The sequence below is a fragment of the Paracoccus sp. R86501 genome (assembly GCF_042466435.1).
Lineage (GTDB): Bacteria > Pseudomonadota > Alphaproteobacteria > Rhodobacterales > Rhodobacteraceae > Paracoccus.
Genome location: NZ_JAXHPZ010000002.1, coordinates 110,022 through 128,018 on the forward strand (window position 1 = coordinate 110,022; position 17,997 = coordinate 128,018).

11 protein-coding genes are annotated in these 17,997 nt (G+C 65.2%); 4 read left to right on the forward strand and 7 right to left on the reverse strand.

Going from position 1 to position 17,997, the window contains the following annotated elements; genetic code table 11:
• Positions 1 to 11: 11 nt before the first annotated feature.
• The 3 genes from SJY40_RS15505 to SJY40_RS15515 all read left to right on the forward strand — a co-directional run bounded on the left by SJY40_RS15505 (position 12) and on the right by SJY40_RS15515 (position 3,407).
• Positions 12 to 842, forward strand: a complete 831-nt coding sequence (locus tag SJY40_RS15505) for a carbohydrate ABC transporter permease (RefSeq protein WP_378948779.1) — start codon at positions 12 to 14, stop codon at positions 840 to 842.
• A 9-nt stretch (positions 843 to 851) separates the two neighbouring features.
• Entirely contained in the window at positions 852 to 1,856 is a 1,005-nt protein-coding gene (locus SJY40_RS15510; protein ID WP_378948782.1) for an ABC transporter ATP-binding protein, read from the forward strand.
• A gap of 81 nt (positions 1,857 to 1,937) precedes the next feature.
• On the forward strand, positions 1,938 to 3,407 hold the full coding sequence (locus tag SJY40_RS15515) for a mannitol dehydrogenase family protein (RefSeq protein WP_378948785.1): 1,470 nt from the start codon (positions 1,938 to 1,940) through the stop codon (positions 3,405 to 3,407).
• Positions 3,408 to 3,410: 3 nt separating this feature from the next.
• On the opposite strand, the gene SJY40_RS15520 is transcribed toward SJY40_RS15515, so the two are convergent.
• The 6 genes from SJY40_RS15520 to SJY40_RS15545 all read right to left on the reverse strand — a co-directional run bounded on the left by SJY40_RS15520 (position 3,411) and on the right by SJY40_RS15545 (position 9,912).
• Entirely contained in the window at positions 3,411 to 3,638 is a 228-nt protein-coding gene (locus SJY40_RS15520; protein WP_378948788.1) for a hypothetical protein, read from the reverse strand.
• A 169-nt stretch (positions 3,639 to 3,807) separates the two neighbouring features.
• A complete protein-coding gene (locus SJY40_RS15525; protein WP_378948790.1) occupies positions 3,808 to 5,577 on the reverse strand; it encodes an acetyl/propionyl/methylcrotonyl-CoA carboxylase subunit alpha in 1,770 nt (589 codons plus the stop codon).
• A complete protein-coding gene (locus SJY40_RS15530) occupies positions 5,574 to 7,142 on the reverse strand; it encodes a carboxyltransferase domain-containing protein (protein WP_378948793.1) in 1,569 nt (522 codons plus the stop codon). The genes SJY40_RS15525 and SJY40_RS15530 overlap by 4 nt, the downstream gene beginning before the upstream one ends.
• On the reverse strand, positions 7,139 to 7,909 hold the full coding sequence (locus SJY40_RS15535; protein ID WP_378948796.1) for a putative hydro-lyase: 771 nt from the start codon (positions 7,907 to 7,909) through the stop codon (positions 7,139 to 7,141). Before SJY40_RS15535 ends, SJY40_RS15530 begins: the two co-directional genes overlap by 4 nt.
• On the reverse strand, positions 7,906 to 8,673 hold the full coding sequence (locus SJY40_RS15540) for a LamB/YcsF family protein (protein ID WP_378948799.1): 768 nt from the start codon (positions 8,671 to 8,673) through the stop codon (positions 7,906 to 7,908). The genes SJY40_RS15535 and SJY40_RS15540 overlap by 4 nt, the downstream gene beginning before the upstream one ends.
• Positions 8,674 to 8,685: 12 nt before the next feature.
• On the reverse strand, positions 8,686 to 9,912 hold the full coding sequence (locus tag SJY40_RS15545; RefSeq protein WP_378948802.1) for an NRAMP family divalent metal transporter: 1,227 nt from the start codon (positions 9,910 to 9,912) through the stop codon (positions 8,686 to 8,688).
• Between the two features lie 211 nt (positions 9,913 to 10,123).
• Here SJY40_RS15545 and SJY40_RS15550 point away from each other — a divergent pair, with 211 nt between their 5' ends.
• Positions 10,124 to 10,783 (forward strand): GntR family transcriptional regulator, encoded by a 660-nt coding sequence (locus tag SJY40_RS15550; RefSeq protein WP_378948804.1) that lies wholly within the window; start codon positions 10,124 to 10,126, stop codon positions 10,781 to 10,783.
• Between the two features lie 36 nt (positions 10,784 to 10,819).
• Here the strand turns inward: SJY40_RS15550 and SJY40_RS15555 are convergent, their stop codons facing one another.
• Positions 10,820 to 17,800, reverse strand: a complete 6,981-nt coding sequence (locus tag SJY40_RS15555; protein WP_378948807.1) for an ExeM/NucH family extracellular endonuclease — start codon at positions 17,798 to 17,800, stop codon at positions 10,820 to 10,822.
• Positions 17,801 to 17,997 lie beyond the last annotated feature (197 nt).

A 17,997-nucleotide genomic window follows, 5' to 3' on the forward strand; every position in this document is an offset into this window, starting at 1 on the left:
GGAGCGATATCATGTCCCGTGCCGTCACCAACCGCCGCAAGGCAATCGTCACTGTCATCGCCTGGACGGTCGGTCTGCTGATCTTCTTCCCGATCATGTGGACCGTCCTGACCAGCTTCAAATCCGAATCCGACGCCATCGCCATCCCGCCGAAGTTCTTCAACTTTGACTGGACGCTGGAAAACTATGTCGCGGTTCAGGAACGCTCGAACTACTTCCGGCACTTCTGGAATTCGGTGGTCATCTCGGTCGGCTCGACGCTGATCGGTCTGGCCATCGCCATCCCTGCCGCTTGGGCCATGGCCTTCGTGCCCGGCAAGCGCACCAAGGATGTGCTGATGTGGATGCTGTCCACCAAGATGCTGCCCCCCGTGGGCGTGCTGGTGCCGATGTATCTGATTTTCCGCGACACCGGCCTTCTGGACACGCGCATCGCGCTGGTCACCGTGCTGATGCTGATCAACCTGCCGATCATCATCTGGATGCTTTACACCTATTTCCGCGAGATTCCGGGCGAGATCCTGGAAGCCGCGCGGATGGACGGTGCCGGTCTGAAGTCGGAAATCCTCTATGTGCTGACGCCGATGGCGGTGCCGGGGATCGCCTCGACCATGCTGCTGAACATCATCCTTGCATGGAACGAGGCGTTCTGGACGCTGAACCTGACCGCCGCCAAGGCAGCACCGCTGACCGCCTTCATCGCCAGCTATTCCAGCCCCGAAGGGCTGTTTTACGCCAAACTTTCGGCGGCCTCGACCATGGCCATCGCGCCGATCCTGATCCTGGGCTGGTTCAGCCAGAAACAACTCGTCCGCGGCCTGACTTTCGGCGCCGTGAAATAGGAGACGACCATGGGACGCATCACACTTGAGAACGTGACCAAACGCTTTGGCGAGGTCGAAGTCATTCCGCCGCTGAACCTGGACATCGAGGACGGCGAGTTCGTGGTCTTCGTCGGCCCCTCGGGCTGCGGGAAATCCACCCTGCTGCGCCTGATCGCAGGGCTGGAAGACACCAGCGGTGGCCAGATCCTGATCGACGGCAATGACGCCACATCCACACCCCCCGCCCGTCGCGGGCTGGCAATGGTGTTCCAGTCCTATGCGCTTTACCCGCATATGTCGGTCCGCAAGAACATTGCCTTCCCGATGCGGATGGCGAATGTCGATCAGGCCGAACAGGACCGGCGCATCGCCTCGGCCGCGGCGGCGCTGAACCTGACGGATTATCTGGAACGCCGTCCGGGCCAGCTGTCGGGTGGCCAGCGCCAGCGCGTCGCCATCGGGCGGGCCATCGTGCGCGAACCCTCGGCCTTTTTGTTCGACGAACCCCTGTCGAACCTTGATGCCGCCCTGCGCGTCGGCATGCGGCTGGAGATTTCGGAACTGCACCAGCGCCTGAAGACCACCATGGTCTATGTGACCCATGACCAGGTCGAGGCGATGACCATGGCCGACAAGATCGTCGTGCTGCATGCCGGTCGCATCGAACAGGTCGGCAGCCCGATGGATCTTTATCGCGCACCCAAGAACCTCTTCGTCGCGGGCTTTATCGGCAGCCCCAAGATGAACCTGATCGACGGCCCTGCGGCAGCGGAACATGACGCCACCACCATCGGCGTGCGCCCCGAACACATCCAGGTTTCCGCGACCGAGGGCAAATGGCGTGGCCGTATCGGCGTCAGCGAACACCTTGGCAGCGACACCTTCTTCTATGTCGAGGATACGGGGCTGGCCGAAACCATCACCGTGCGCGCCGGGGGCGAGATCGACCTCTATCACGGCGACACGGTCTGGCTGACCCCCGACCCCACCAAGATCCACCGCTTCGACGCCCAAGGCGACCGCATCGCCTGACCCCCGCTTCACCCCGATCCGAACGACCCCGCGCGCGCATCACGCGTCGCGGCAGGGGTCGCCTTGACGAAAGGTCCGATCATGACCACTGCCCTAACCCAAACCGCCCTTGCCGCGCTCTCCCCGGACGTCGGTCGGCCCGACTATGACCGCAGCGCCCTGCGGGCGGGCATCCTGCATGTGGGGGTGGGCAACTTCCACCGCGCGCATATGGCATGGTATCTGGACCGGCTGTTCGCCTCGGGGCGCGACCATGACTGGGCGCTGGTCGGCGCGGGCGTGCGTCCGGGCGATGCGGAGATGCGCGACCGTCTGGCCGATCAGGATTGGCTAAGCACGCTGGTCGAGCTGGACCCCGAGGGGCTCTCGGCCCGCGTCCTTGGGCCGATGGTCGATTTCCTGCCCGTCGATCCGCAAGCCGTCATTTCGGGCATGTCCGACCCCGCCATCCGCATCGTGTCGCTGACCATCACCGAGGGCGGCTATTACGTCGATGCCAAGACCGACGGCTTTGACGCGACCCACCCCGACATGGCGCATGATGCCGCCAACCCCGACAGCCCGCGCACCGTCTTCGGCATGATGCTGGCCGCGATCCGCACCCGACGTGACGCGGGTCATGCGCCCTTCACTGTGCTGTCCTGCGACAACCTGCCGGAAAACGGCCATGTCTGCGCGCGGACTCTGCGCGGGTTGGCGGCACTGTCGGACCCGGCGCTGGCCGATTGGATCGGTAAGAACATCGCCTTCCCGAACTCGATGGTGGATTGCATCACGCCCGCGACCTCGGACCGGGAACGCGATCTGGTGCGCGACCAGTTCGGCATCATCGACGCGGCCCCCGTCGTCTGCGAACCTTTCCGCCAGTGGGTGCTGGAGGACAACTTCCCCCAAGGCCGCCCCGCGTTGGAGACCGTCGGCGCCGAATTCGTGCAGGACGTCGCCCGGCACGAGCTGATGAAGCTGCGCATCCTGAACGGCGGCCATGCGGCCATCGCCTATGCCGGCGCGCTGCTGGGGCATCATTTCGTCCATGATGCCATGGCCGATCCCCGCATCGTTGACTGGCTGACCGCCTTGGAAACCCGCGAGGTGATCCCGACCCTTCAGCCGATCCCGGACGTCAGCTTTGCCGATTACCTGCAGGTCATCCTGCAGCGCTTCGCCAACCCCCGCATCGGCGACACCATCCCGCGCCTCTGTCTGGACGGATCGAACCGCCAGCCCAAGTTCATCCTGCCAACCTTGCGCGACAGACTAGCAACGGGTGGCACCATTGACGGGCTGGCGTTGGAACTGGCCCTGTGGTGCCGCTATTGCGAAGGCACCACGCAGGATGGCACGCCGATCCCGCCGAATGATGCGCAACACGCCCAGCTGAAGACCAGCGCGCTGGCGGCCCGCGCCGATCCCGCCGCCTTCCTGGCGAATGAGGCAATCTTCGGCGACCTGGCGCAGGATGCCACGCTGCAGCACGCATTCGCCACACAGCTGCGCCAGCTGCACGACAGGGACGTCGCCGCCACGCTGGCGGGATATGTGTCGGGCTGAAGTTCAGCTGTCTTCGGGGTCGGTGCTTTCGACGTGACCGACGAACAACCTGTGGCCTTCGGGCGTCAGGGCCCAGACTCCGAAGCTGCGGAACTCGACCATCACTGGTCTGCCCTCGGCTGTGGCTTCGGCCACGACAAGCAGGTTTCGGATCATGTCCAGCGTGAATTCCGCCCTGCCCACCAGCTGTGGGGGATCACGACCCATCATGTCGATGGTCTGCTTCATCATGGCCTCGTAAAATCGCAACGTTTAACAAACAAATGCTAGCAACAGAAAACGGATCAGGCCACTGATCTATGGTGCCCGACAGGTCGCCGACAGCGTTTTGTGCAATGTTTTGCCGATTTTAACGGATGCATGCCCCCGATCCGCGATCAGACCGGGGGGCACGACGGCCTCAGGTTGTGATAACGGCGATCAGGGCACCATGGGCCAGGGTCTGGCCCTGTTCGACCTTGCGGGTCAGGCGACCGGCGCAATGGGCTTCGATTCGCGTTTCCATCTTCATCGCCTCGATGACGGCAATGACCTGACCTTCAGCAACATCATCACCGTCTTCGGCCTGCCACAGCGACAATGTCCCGGCAACAGGGGCGGTGATGTCACCGGGTTCCGCGGCTTCGATGGTGTCGGTCGTCGGTGTGGCCATGGACCCCATCGACAACATCCCCTGCGGCAAGGCCAGATCATGGCGCTTGCCATCGATCTCGATCGACAGCCGCATCATCGGCGCTTCGGTCACGGGGGTCACACGGGCGGCAGGGGTGACCGCGGCGGCAAGGCGGTCGGCGAAATCCGTCTCGATCCAGCGACAATGGACGCCGAAATCGCCACCCTCGGCGCGGAACTCGGGCGTGGTCAGGACGGCGCGATGGAACGGCAGGACCGAGGCCACGCCTTCGATGCGGAATTCGTCCAGCGCGCGGGCGGCACGCGCCAGCGCCTGTTCGCGGTCCTGCCCCGTCACGATCAGCTTGGCCATCATGCTGTCGAAGCTGCCCGCGACCTGACCACCCTGTTCGACGCCGCTGTCCAGCCGGATGCCGGGACCGCCGGGCGGTTGCCACAGATCGATGGGACCGGGGGTGGGCAGGAAGCCGCGGCCCGGATCCTCGGCGTTGATGCGGAATTCGATGGCGTGGCCGCGCGGGGTCGGCACGCTGTCATCGGCGATGGCCGCGCCTTGGGCCACGCGGATCATGGCGGTCACCAGATCGACGCCGGTGGTTTCCTCGGTCACCGGGTGTTCGACCTGAAGCCGCGTGTTCACCTCGAGGAAAGATATCGTGCCATTGGCCGACAGCAGGAACTCGACTGTGCCGGCACCGCTGTAGCCGGCATGGGCGCAGATCGCCTTGGCCGACTGATGGATCCGGTCGCGCTGGTCGTCGGTCAGGAAGGGGGCGGGCGCTTCCTCGACCAGCTTCTGGTTGCGGCGCTGCAGGGAACAGTCGCGGGTGCCAAGAACCTTGACGGTGCCGTGACGGTCGCCCAGCACCTGCGCCTCAATGTGACGCGGGCGGTCCAGAAACTGTTCGATAAAGCATTCGCCGCGACCGAAGGCGGTGACCGCTTCGCGGACGGCGCTGTCGAATAGGTCTTCGACCTCATCCAGATCCCACGCTACCTTCATGCCGCGACCACCGCCGCCGAACGCCGCCTTGATGGCGATGGGCAGGCCGTGTTCGCGCGCAAAGGCCAGCGCATCCGCGCCACTGCCCACCGGACCGGGGCTGCCCGCCACCAAGGGTGCGCCGACCGCCTGCGCGATTTCACGTGCGCGGATCTTGTCGCCAAGCGCGTCGATAACATCGGGATCGGGGCCGACCCAGATGATGCCCGCATCCTGCACGGCGCGGGCGAAATCGGCGTTTTCGGAAAGGAAGCCATAGCCGGGATGGATCGTATCGGCACCTGCACGCGCAGCGATGTCCAGGATCTTGCGCTGGTCCAGATAAGTGTCGCCGGGGCGGAACCCGTCCAGTGCATAGGCGTGATCGGCCATGCGCACGAAGGGTGCGTCGCGGTCGGGATCGGCATAGACCGCGATGGTTTCGATGCCCATGTCACGGCAGGCACGGATCACCCGCAGGGCGATTTCGCCGCGATTGGCAATCAGCAGGCGGGCGATGGGGCGCAGATCGGCGCTGTCATGGAACAGGGTCATGGTTGGCCTTCCGGGGTGATGGGGGCGAAGGGGGTGTCGGTGACGAAACGGATGCGCGCGCCGGGCGGGATCTGACCGGCCAGATCCAGCGCCTGCGGCTGAACCGTGGCGATGACGGGATAGCCGCCGGTCAGCGGGTGATCGGCCAGAAACAGCACCGGCTGGCCCGAATGCGGGATCTGGATGGCACCGGTGGCCGTGCCCTCGGACGGCAGTTCGCTGGCATCGCGGCTCAGGGCCTCACCCGACAGCCGTATCCCCACGCGCGAGGATTGGGCCGTCACTTGCCAGTCCTGTTCCAGGAACCGTGCGACCATCTCGGCGCTGAACCAATCGGTGCGGGGTCCAAGGGTCACGGGCAATTCGACGACCTGATCCCCGGCGGGCAGGGTGGGGGCGGGCGGTGGACCTGCCACCGCGCCTGCGGGACGTCCGGCAGGCGCGATGGCATCGCCGGATGTCAGCGCGGGCAGTCCGATATGGGCCAGCGTGTCCGTCGCGGCGGACCCCAGAACCGGCGCCACATCGAACCCACCGCGCAGCGCCAGATAGCTGCGCATGCCGCGCGCGGGCGGATCGATCTGGACCTGATCGCCCGCATCCAGCGCAAAGGCCGCGCCCGGCGCGACGGTCGTGCGGCCCTGCGGATGGATCACCACCGCCTGTCCCGCGCCGGCCAGGGCCAGCGTCATGGCGCAATCGGCGCGCAGGCGGACGGGACCAAGGGTGATTTCCAGCGCCGGGTCGTTTGCGGGATTGCCCACCGCGCGATTCGCGCGCCGCAACGCCCCCAGATCCAACGCCCCCGAGGCCGAGACCCCCTGCCCTGCCTGCCCCATCCGCCCCGCATCCTGCACCAGGATCGGAAAGGCGGTCTGGACCACAGCCAAGCCGGTCGAGGTCGTCGCGGGCGCGGGCGTTGCCACGGCATGAACCCTGGCGGCCCCTTCGACAAAGCGCGCCCGCACACCGGGACGCAGCAAGGCCGAAGGGTCGCGCGTCAGGTCGAACATTGGCAGCTCGGTCCGGCCGATCAACTGCCAGCCACCGGGCGTCTCCTGCGGATAGACGCCGCAGAACCGGCCCGCCAGCGCGACCGACCCTGCCGGGATGCGGGTCCGCGGCGCGGAACGGCGCGGCAGGTCAAAGCGGGCATCGTCGCAGGTCATATAGGCGAAACCGGGTGCGAAACCGCAAAAGGCCACCTGCCACAGCACCTCCTGGTGGGCGGCGATGACCTGATCGGTGGTCAGGCCCATATGGTGGGCCACGTCGCGCAGATCCTCGCCATCATAGGTGACGGGGATTTCCACCGTTTCGGTGCTGCGCGGCGCAGGGGCTGTGCCGGGGGCGGGCTGGCGACGGGCGATGGCACCGGCCAGCGCCGCATCGGCGGCCACGCCCGGATCGGTGGTGATCATCAGGGTGCGGGCGGCGGGGACGATCTCGGCCACGCCGGGGACGGGATCGGCCAGCAGCGCGTCGAACAGGGCCAGCGTCGCATCCAGATCCGCCAGCTCGACCAGCAGGCAGCGGGGGCCGACGGGCAGGAAGCGCGCGGTCATGTCTGCCACCGGGTGTCGGGCGTGTCGGTGATGAACATGTGCCCCGGCGCATGGGTGATGGCAAAAGGCGGGCGCGATGCCATGACCGCCGCCTGTGGCGTCACCCCGCAGGCCCAGAAGACCGGCACCTGTCCCGGCCCGATCGCCACCGGATCGCCGAAATCGGGCCGCGACAGGTCGGTGATGCCCAGTGCGGCGGGGTCGCCCACATGCACGGGCGCCCCATGCACCGCCGGCATCCGCCCCGAGATCATCACAGCCTCGGCCACGCGATCGGCGGGAATGGGTCGCATCGACACGACCATCCGCCCCGACAGCCGGCCCGCCGGGCGGCATGCGCGGTCGGTCAGATACATCGGCACGTTGCAGCCCTGTTCGACATGCGCGACGGGAATGCCCGCCGCCAGCAGCCCCGCCTCGAAGGTGAAGGAACAGCCGATCAGAAAGCTGACCAGGTCGGGATGTTCCGCCCAGGCAGCGGTCGCGTCGGGCGTTTCCTGCGCCAGGACCCCGTCGCGCCAGATGCGGTAAAGCGGCAGGTCGCTGCGCAGATCGGCATCGGGGGCCAGGGCCGTGACATGGCTGCCGGGGTCGGTCACGTCCAGGACGGGACAGGGCTTGGGGTTTCGCTGCGCGAACAGCAGAAAATCCCAGGCCCAATCGCGCGGCAGCGATATCATGTTGCATTGCGTAAACCTGCGCGCCATTCCGGCGGTGGGGCGGGGGGGACCGTTGCGGCAGATGGCCCGTGCCTCGGCCGGGGTCATGCGGCACCTGCGAAGGCTGCGATGGTCACGCCCCGCGCCAACAGCGCCTGACGGATCTGCGCCGCCATCTGCACCGCGCCCGGGCTGTCGCCATGCACGCAGATGCTGTCGGCCTGCAGATGCAGGTCCGACCCGTCCACGGCCTGGATGACCCCGGTGGTCGCCAGCTGGACCATGCGGACCGCCACGGTTTCCGGATCATGCAGCACCGCGCCCGCCTGACGGCGCGAGACCAGCGCACCTTCGGGGGTGTATGCGCGGTCGGCAAAAGCCTCGGCCACGACGCGCAGTCCGGCGGCGCGGGCGCGATCAAGAATGGGGGCGCCCGCCAGACCCATCAGCACCAGATCGGGGGCGATGGCCCGAATGGCAGCGATCACCGCATCCCCCTGCCCCGCATCCTGCGCGATGGTGTTATAAAGCGCGCCATGCGGTTTGACATAGGTGACGCGTGTGCCCGCCGCCCGCGCCAGCCCCTGCAACGCGCCGATCTGGTAGATCACATCGGCACGCAGCTCGTCGGGGGCCACATCCATGTTGCGTTGACCGAACCCCACGCGATCGGGATAGGACACATGCGCCCCCACCGCCACGCCACGGGCAGCGGCCTGTTCCAGCGTCGCCATCAGCCCCCGCGGGTCGCCCGCGTGAAATCCGCAGGCCACATTGGCAGAACTGACGATATCCAGCATCGCGACATCATCGCCCATTTGCCAAGCGCCATAGCCCTCGCCCAGATCACTGTTCAGATCGATCGTCGTCATGGTGTTTCCCCTTTACTGGCCCAGGAAGGCAAAGATGGTGCTGACCGAAACGGCCCCCATGTACCAGGTCAATGCACAGGTCGCAGCACTGGCCCACAGCAGCAGTCGGTTATAACGGTGCCCGCCCATCAGGTCGCTGCGCGCAAAGCCGATGTAGGTAAAGATCGTCAGACCGATCGGCAGGATCAAGCCGTTGAAACCACCGACAAAGACCAGGATCGCCGCAGGCGCCGTGCCCATGGCGACATAGACCAGCAGCGAAAACGCGATGAAGACCACGGTGGCGATGCTGCGCGCACGATCAGACCGGACGCCGAAAACGTCAAGGAAGCTGACCGAGGTATAAGCCGCCCCGATGACCGAAGTCAGCGCCGCCGCCCACAGCACGATGCCAAAGACACGCATGCCCCATTCGCCCGCCGCGACCGAGAACGCCTGCGCCGCAGGGTTGGCCGCCTGACCCGACAGGTCCAGCGTCACGCCCGAGGCCACGACCCCAAGGATGGCGAGGAACAGCACGAAGCGCATGACGCCGGTGACCGCAATGCCGGTCAGGGCCGCGCGCGTGACGGCGCCGAGGTTCTGCGGACCGGTCAGCCCCTTGTCCAGCAGGCGATGCGCGCCGGAATAGGTGATATAGCCGCCGACCGTGCCGCCGACGATGGTGGTGATGGTGGCGAAATCTATGAAGTCGGGGAAGACCGCCTGACGCAGCGCCTCGCCCACGGGCGGGTTGGATACCAGCGCGACAAAGACCGTCAGCACGATCATCACCAGCCCCAGCCCGATGATCATCCGGTCCAGCAACAGGCCCGCACGGCGCGACAGAAAGATGCCGATCGCCAGCACCGCCGACAGCGCGCCGCCGATCTTGGGTTCCAGACCCAGCATCGCGTTCAGACCCAGACCCGCGCCCGCGATATTGCCGACGTTGAAGGCCAGACCACCGATGATGACCAGCACCGCCAAAAGGAAGCCCGCCCCCGGGATCGCCATGTTCGCCGTTTGCGACGCGCGGCGGCCGGTCAGCGCGGTGATGCGCCAGATGTTCAGCTGGACCACGAAGTCGATGATGACCGACACGAGGATGGCAAAGGCGAAGGCCGATCCCATTCGCGCGGTGAAGGTCGCCGTCTGCGTGATGAAGCCCGGCCCGATGGCCGATGTCGCCATCAGGAAAATCGCGGCGATCAGACCGCCGCGCAGGGTTGCGTTGTCAGGCCGTTCGAGGACTTGCATAGGCGGTATCTCCCTGAATTTGATTTTCGATTAACCCGAAGCTGACGGACGGACCCACGATCGGTCAATTTTTTTGTGATGATCCGATGTTTTTTGTTGAACAATCGGAAAGGTTGCGCCGTGATATTGCCGATAAATCAGGCAATGGGGGCTTCGCTCTTGTTCATTCGGCGGCATTCCGATCAATTCGGGGCAGGAATAGGGACCGATGATGACACGTCAGACCACCACCCCGGGATTGGCCGAGGAAACCGCCAGCCGATTGCGCGCAAGACTCACCTCGGGGGAATTGCGCCCCGGAGAACGCCTGTCCGAAGCGCGGCTTGCGGGGGAACTGGACGTGTCGCGCAATACCCTGCGCGAGGTGTTCCGCCTGCTGACCCGTGAAGGGCTGCTGACCCATCTGCCCAATCGCGGCATGTCGGTGGCCGTGCCCTCGATGGGGACGATCCTGGACATCTATCGCATCCGCCGCCTGATCGAGATCCCGGCACTGGCGCAGGCCTGGCCGCGCCATGCCGCCGTGGGGCGCATGGCGGATGCCGTCGCATCGGCCTTGGCGGCACGCGACAGGGATGACTGGCTGGCGGTGGGCAGCGCGAACATGGAGTTCCACGCCGCCATCGTCGATCTGGCCGACAGCCCGCGGCTGGCGGGATTCTTTGCGCAGATCACTGCCGAACTGCGGCTGGCCTTCGGGCTGATGGATGCGCCCGAACTGCTGCACGCGCCCTTCATCGAGGCGAACCAGCAGATCGTCGCGCTGCTGCAGCAGGATCAGCCGCAGGCGGCCAGTGAACGGCTGGCGACCTATCTGGACCAATCCGAGCGGGTGGTGATGTCAGCCTTTGCAAGGATCGACAAGGCATGACCGGCCCGGGCCCCGGAAGGGCCACGGGCCACAGGTTCAGCCGATGTTCAGCACGAAGAAGTCCTGATCGGTCAGATCGGCCAGCTGGTTGCCCGACAGGGTGATGCTGTCGTCGTCGATCTGGATGACCACATCCGCCCCTTGCTGCTGGATCGTGCCGATGGCCTGCAGATCGGCCAGCGACTGGATGCCCAGCCCCGTCAGGTCCAGAAGGTCGTCGCCGTCCAGGTCGAAATCGGCGATGCGGTCCTGCCCGAAGCCCGGCTCTAAGAAGACGAAGGTATCGTCACCCGCGCCGCCCACCAGCTTATCGTCACCCGCACCGCCGAAGACGATATCATCGCCCGCCTCGGCGCGGACGTTCTGATCGCCATCCGCCGCTGTCCAACGGGTCTGGGTCAGCGCGCCATCCATATAGCTGCGCGCGATCGACGACCCGTCGGTGCCCTCGATCAACTGGCCGACCTGCTGACCGCCTTCATAGATCGCGGTCTTGGTGCGACCGTCGTCCAGCAGAACCTCGCGCCGGGACAGGTTGCCATCGGCGTCGAAGACATCCGTCGTGGAGGCGCGGGGCGTCAGATCGGCGCTGTCGGCGGTGGTCGCCGTCAGCTTGCTGCCATCGGCGGCATAGCGGATCGTCGTGATCGCGCCGTCGTCGCCATCGATCACCCGTTCGCGCAGTGTTCCGTCGCCGTCGAAGGTCTGGGTGATCTGCGACCAGCTGGCGGTACCGGCGTCATCCAGCCGCACGCTCTGGCTGGTGAACCCGAGGTTGGTGATGCCCAGATCCTGATCGCGCCCCGTATCCGCCTGATCATAGCCAGCGGCGGCAGTGCCGTGATGGGCCGCCAAATATTCCGCAAAGGCATCCTGTTCGGTGCCGTTATCGGCGAATTCGGCTACGCCGTCACGCAACCCGTCAGCCACACCATCGCCGTCCAGATCGAACAGGTCCACACGGTCCGGGTTCGCCAGATCGAAGGGATAGCCGTCACCGTTCGGGATCAGGAAGTTCAGCGTCACCGTGCGGATCGCCAGATCGGGGTCGGCGACGATCACGCCATTGCGGACCAGCGGCAGAGTGGATGCGCCGTTCCCGTCCACGATATCGGCCTGCGTCACCCGTTCGCCCGCAGGCAGGTCGGGATCGAAGCTGAAGCTGATGCCCGCGAATTGCCCGAACGCGCCACCACCCGCAGATGCGGCCGCATGTTCCAGAATCTGCAGCAGCTCCGCCGGGGACATGGTGACCAGCGACAGCCCGTTGTTGAACGCCAGCGCCGAGGCGATGTCGTTTTGCGAAATCGCCCCCTCGGGCTTGATGATGTTGCCGTCGGCATCGACCAATTCGCCATTGGGCAGGCGCACGGGGGCCGTGCCACCCGCAGGCACCACCGTTTCCCCGATGGACGCGCGGATCCCCCCGCCATTCTTGATCGAGACCATGACGCTGCCGTCATACCCCTTGGCGTAATCCAGATTGGCCATCGCGGTCAGGTTGCCAAGGTTGGTTTCCTGCGTGCGCACGCCATCGGCATCCTGGCCTGCATCGGTACCCGTGCGGTTGCCGTTCAGGAACACGTCCGAATAGCCGAAGACATTGGACTGGGTGGCGATGATTTCAGCCTCCAGCTGATCCACGATCGCCTGGATTTCCGGATCGACCAGGTCCTGCGCACCCAGATCGGCGACACCCTGATCGTCGGTCGCATAGGCCCCCGAGACCGCGGCGTCATAGCTTTCGGGGATGATATGCCCATCGGCGTCGAAATCGACCACCAGACGCCCGACGTATTTATAGCTGCCGTCGGTATTGACCACCGCAATCGGGTGGCCATCGGCATCGGTCGTAAAGATCGGGTATTGGCCCTGATCGCTGTCCCCGTCGCGGGAGCGGTCATCTTCGTCAAAGAGACGCGTGTTCGACCCGCCCGCCACGATCACATCGACGCCCGACAGGCGCGGGGCCAGCTGTTCCTCGATGCCCAGAACCTGCATGTGGGCCAGCAGGATGACCTTGTCCATGCCCGGGTTGGCGGCCAGCAGGGCGTCCACCTCGGACTGGATCTGGGCGGCAAGGGCGTCCAGCTGTTCGGGGGTGGGATCGTTGTCGAACGCACCCGGCGTGATACCCACCGAACCCGGCGACGAAATCCGCGCCAGCGTCGGGGTGGTCGCGCCGACAATGCCCACCAGCTCCGTCTGGCCGGTCTGTTCGCTGTCCATCGACATCACCACCGATGATGTGACGGTGCCCGCCTGCGGGGCCTGTCCGCCCGCGACCTGCAAACCCGCAAGGGCGGGATCGGTCGCAAAATCAAGGTTGGCCGACAGATAGGGGAACATCGCCCCCGCAAAATCGGCGCCCAGGATGTCACCCGGCGCATCGCCGCTGATCAGCCCGGCCAAGTTCGCGGTGCCAAAGTCGAATTCATGGTTGCCAAGCGACATGGCCTGCACGCCCAGCTCGTTCTGGATCTGGATGTCGGCGATGCCCTTGGACCCGAAGACCGCCTGCGATGCGTCATAAAAGGGCGACCCGATAAAGGCGTCCCCCGACGACAGGGTCAGCGTGTTGTCGGCAAGGCCGTCATCGCCCAGATCCTGACCGCGCAACCCGTTCAGCACGGCCGACAGGTTCGGCGCATCGGCCAGCGCACTGGTCGATCCCTCCTGGTCCGAGAAGTGCAGCAGTTCCAGCGTGAAGGTCTCGGATACCGGCGCGGGGGTTTCTTCGACCCCATAGATGCCGATGGTGGCCGAACCTTCGTTGGTGACGATATACAGCGCCTCGCCCGTCGGGCTGTCTTCGGCGGGGATGAACAGGGTGCCTTCGGGGCCGGTATCGCCCGCCTGTCCGGCGGTGGTGACGAAGCTGACATTGGCGGGGTCGGTGATGTCAAAGATCATCGTGGTGTTGGCGCGTTCCAGCCCGACAAAGGCATAGGTGCTGTCACCGATCCGTCCGATGGTGACGCCTTCGGGTTCCGGCCCCTTGTTGTCCGACCGCCCGTCATCCCACAGGTCGGGATATTGCTCGGCCAGAATGCGTTCCAGCGCATCGCCACTGTCGAAGACCATCCGCCCGTCCTGATCCAGGATCGAGAAGGACCGCCCCCCATAGGTCAGGATCTGGTCGATATCGCCGTCGCCATCCGTATCGCCATCCAGCAGCGACGACCCCGAGACGTTCAGGCGGCCCAGATTTTCATCGGCCTGCAGGGTTTCGGCATCCGGGAATGTCGTCGGGTCCAGCGTCACGTCTTTCAGGCGCGTGCTGTCGCCACCCGGGGCGAAATCATCGCGGTCGTCGCCTTCATTGGCGATGACATAGTAGTCGCGCCCATCCGCGCCGGTATAGGACGAGATCGCATCCGGCATGAACTGTCCGATCACCGGATTGCCGGTCGTCAGGTTGATCCCGGCGTCGCGGTCCGAGAAATCGGCCAGCAGCCCCGCGAAATCCTTGCCGCCAAGGGGAACGATGCGGTCGAAGGTATTGGTGGTCAGGTCAAGAACGGCGACGGCGTTCGCCTCTTGCAGGGTGACCATAGCGGTCAACCCGTCGGCCGAGATGGCGATATATTCCGGTTCCAGATCGTCGGACACGCTTTGGCCGTCGAAAATCCGCACGCCGGCCTGCCGCAGGGCGTTTTCCTGCCCGTCGAAAGCGGTGAAATCCACTTGGGTGACCGTGCCTGCCGCAAGGTCGATCACCGTCACGCCGCCCTTGGGGTTCGACAGCGACAGATCGACAGGCCCGCCTTCGTTGGCGACCAGCAGCTTGGTGCCGTCGGGCGTAAAGGTCAGCATGTCGGGCAGCGCGCCGGTATCGAAACTGGTGACCAGATTGCCGTCCAGATCAAGGATGACCACCTGCCCCGCGTCCGTCTTGGGATCGGCGGGCAAGGCCACCGCGACAACGCTGCCATTCGTCGCGACCGAGGTGATGTCGGTCGTCGCGAAATCGAAGCCCGCTGCGGTAAAGTCGATGGCCTTGGTCAGCACCGGGGCCGAGGGGTCGGTGATGTCCACGACCTGCAGGCCGGTCGATGCGGTCACATACAGACGCCCCGCCGCATGGGCCGAAATCTCGGCGCCTTCGAGGCTGAAGGATGCCTTGTGGTCCAGCGACAGCGCGCCGGTCGGGGCAAAATCACCCTCGAAGCTGGCACCGTCATAGATGTCGGGTGTGACGGGGCTGTCATCCTTGTCGAAATCGATGCCCACCACGATCGGGTCGTGGTCGGACGCGCGATAGGGTGTATCACCGTCAAAGGCCGACGGATCGCGCCCGAAATCAAGGTTGTAATCCAGCGCATCAGCCTCGTCCGAGTTGATGTTCCATTCGATCGCATCGACGATGTGGTTGAACATCTCCAGCGAGGCCAAGGCATAATCCAGCCCCCCCAGCATCGCGTCGAACAGGTAGGAATAGCCCAGTTCCACGAATTCGGCGGCCAGATCGACGAAGCCCGCCGTGTTGACCAGATAGGCCAGCGGATCTTCGGACGCATAAGAATTCAGGTCGCCCAGCAGCAGCAGGTTCGGCGTGTCCGATCCGGTCGGGTTTGTGTCCAGCCAGGTGTCCAGCGCCTGCGCGGCCAGAACGCGCTGGTTGTTGAAATTGCCAGCCCCGTCGCCCGCATCCGCATCGGCGCCTTCACCGCTGCCGCCCTTGGATTTGAAGTGGTTGACGACGACGGTCATCTGATCGCCGCCCGACAGCGTCTCGAACGTGGTTGCCAAGGACGCGCGGCTGGTCGAGGGGCCGTCGAAAATGCTGCCCGTGGTGCTTTGCGCCAGCAGCGTCGGATCGACCTGCGCGTCGGTCAGGAAGGCGGGCGCGGTCCCCGGTGCGATCTGCACCATGTCCGCGCGATAGATCATGCCACCGGCAATGGCATCATCGCCGACGAATTCGCTGCCCGGATCGACCCAGGACCAGATCTCGGCACCGGCGCTGTCGTTCAGCGCCGTGACGATCGCCTGGATCGGCAGGCCACGGTCGCCCTGCGCGCCGGTCGCGCCGGGGGCCATGCCCGGATCAAGGAAGTCGTTTTCCAGTTCGACCAGCCCGATGACATGGGCGCCGGTGCCTTCGATGGCTGTGGTCAGCTTGGCCAGCTGGCGGTCGTATTCCTCGACACTGTCGGCACCGCGACCGTCCTGGTCCAGACCGGGGCCGACGCCTTCGTTGCCTGCCCCGTTGATCGAGGTAAAGAAATTCAGCACGTTCATGCTGGCGATCTTGATATTACCTGCCACCTCGGCGATGGCGTCGGGGCGGGGGTTGGTGTCTTCGAACGTGTTCTGCCCGTCCTGCGTCGCGCGAATGCGCCACGTCGTCCCCGAAGTCGCGCTGCCCGCCCATTGGTAATCCAGCACCCCTGTCAGGTTCGTGACAGTGTCGCCCATCGAGGGCGCGGTCGCGTCCGAATAGCCCTGGAACCCGTCCAGATTGTCGATGGGCTGGTTCTGCTGGTTCAGACCGTCGTCATAGATGACCTGACGGCTGCCGACCTCTTGCAGATAGGCGTCATTGCCGGCGGCATCGGGGGTGTTGAACTGGCTGTAGGTAAAGGGGCGTTCGCCGGTGATGGTCGTGCCGCCCGGACCAGTCTGCTCAAAGCCGTTGGTGTCGAACAGCGTGATCTCGTTGAAGCGGTCCAGCTGGAACTGCTCGGTGATGGTGAGCATGTCGGGGACGGTGACCAGCATCCCTTCGTGGGCTTCCAGATCGGCCTGATAACCCCCCGATTGATCGCGCGAGGTGTCGCCGCCCAGTTGCAGAACCGCCGCCGTCGGCAGAGGATTGCCTTGGGACACGACCTGAATATCGGTAACGCTGCCGATCTGGGTCTGGCCGAAATATTCGCCGACCGTGCCGGTGACCCGCACGCGGTCGCCGATCTGGACATCGGTGCCGAAGCTGCCATCGAAGACATAGATCCCTTCGGATGTCCCCGCATCGCCATCGGCGTCGGCATCCTGTTCCTGCAGGTAAAAGCCGCCAAGGCTGCGGCTTTCGTCGCCGTCGCCGTTCTGGAAATCACCCACGACGATCGCATCGATGGTGACGACCTGCCCGACCAGCGGACTGGCATCGCGGTTGTCATATCCGCCGACCGGGTTCGCACCCTGCGTTTCGGCATTGCCCTGAATGGTCGAGATCAGCGTGACTTCGTCGTTCAGGATCGTGCCTTGGGCGGTGGCCTGCGTGATGGCCAGCGTGCCGGTCGGGTCGATCAGGGTGACGCTGAAGGTTTCGGGCAGTTCGGGGTCGGTATCGCCACTGATGGCGATCTGGATCTGGGCGCTGATCTGGCCATCTGCGAAATCCACCGTGCCATTGGTGGCGGTATAGTCGCTGCCCGCCGTGGCTGTGCCGTCAGCGGTGGTGTATTCAAGGCTGGCCGCGCCCGTCGCATCACTGCGCGTAACGGTGAAAGTCATCAGGGTGTTGCCCGCGTCGCCCTCGACCGACTGCGCATCGGCGATGGCATAGGTGGTCACGGCCGGGCCGGTGACGAAATCCTGACCGGTATTGGCGGCACCCGGGGTCGCATCGGATGCAGGGACCCAAGTGAAATCGGCAGCCTCGGACCCCGATCCGGTCAGTTGCAGCGACATGCCGACAGGGGTGCCGCCATCCTCAGCCACGCCCACATCGACCGATGTCATGCCGACTGCAGGCCCGTCCACCGCCGTCATCGACCCTTCGTAGCCCAGGAATTGCACGACCGCGCCCGCGCCGTCAACCAACGCGATGGCGTCGGGCGATCCGTTCTGGATGCCGGGCGCGGGCAGCGACAGCGTACCATACCCCTGCCCCATGTCGGCCAATACGCCCGACAGTGCCAGCGTGTCGTACATGGCACCGTTGTTGCCGTTGTACAAAACGACGCTCCATCCGGTCAGATCGGTGCCGGCAGGGCCTGCGATCTCGATGAACTCGCCCTCATCGGCGCCGGCATTGTCATAGTGGAATTCGTTGATGAAGATCGCGGTCATCGGAAACTCTCGCTCTGGTTGGGCAGGCATGTCTTGGGCGCGCCTGATCGCGAGGCCCCGGAAACACGTGCGGAATGGTGATGGCACTGGCCCGGCCAGCTTTTGCCAACATGGTTAACGGGTTTTCGTAACGGCAATTTGACGGCCATATGTCGGGATGATGGCCATTTGCCCATTGTCGTGGCAAGGGGATGATT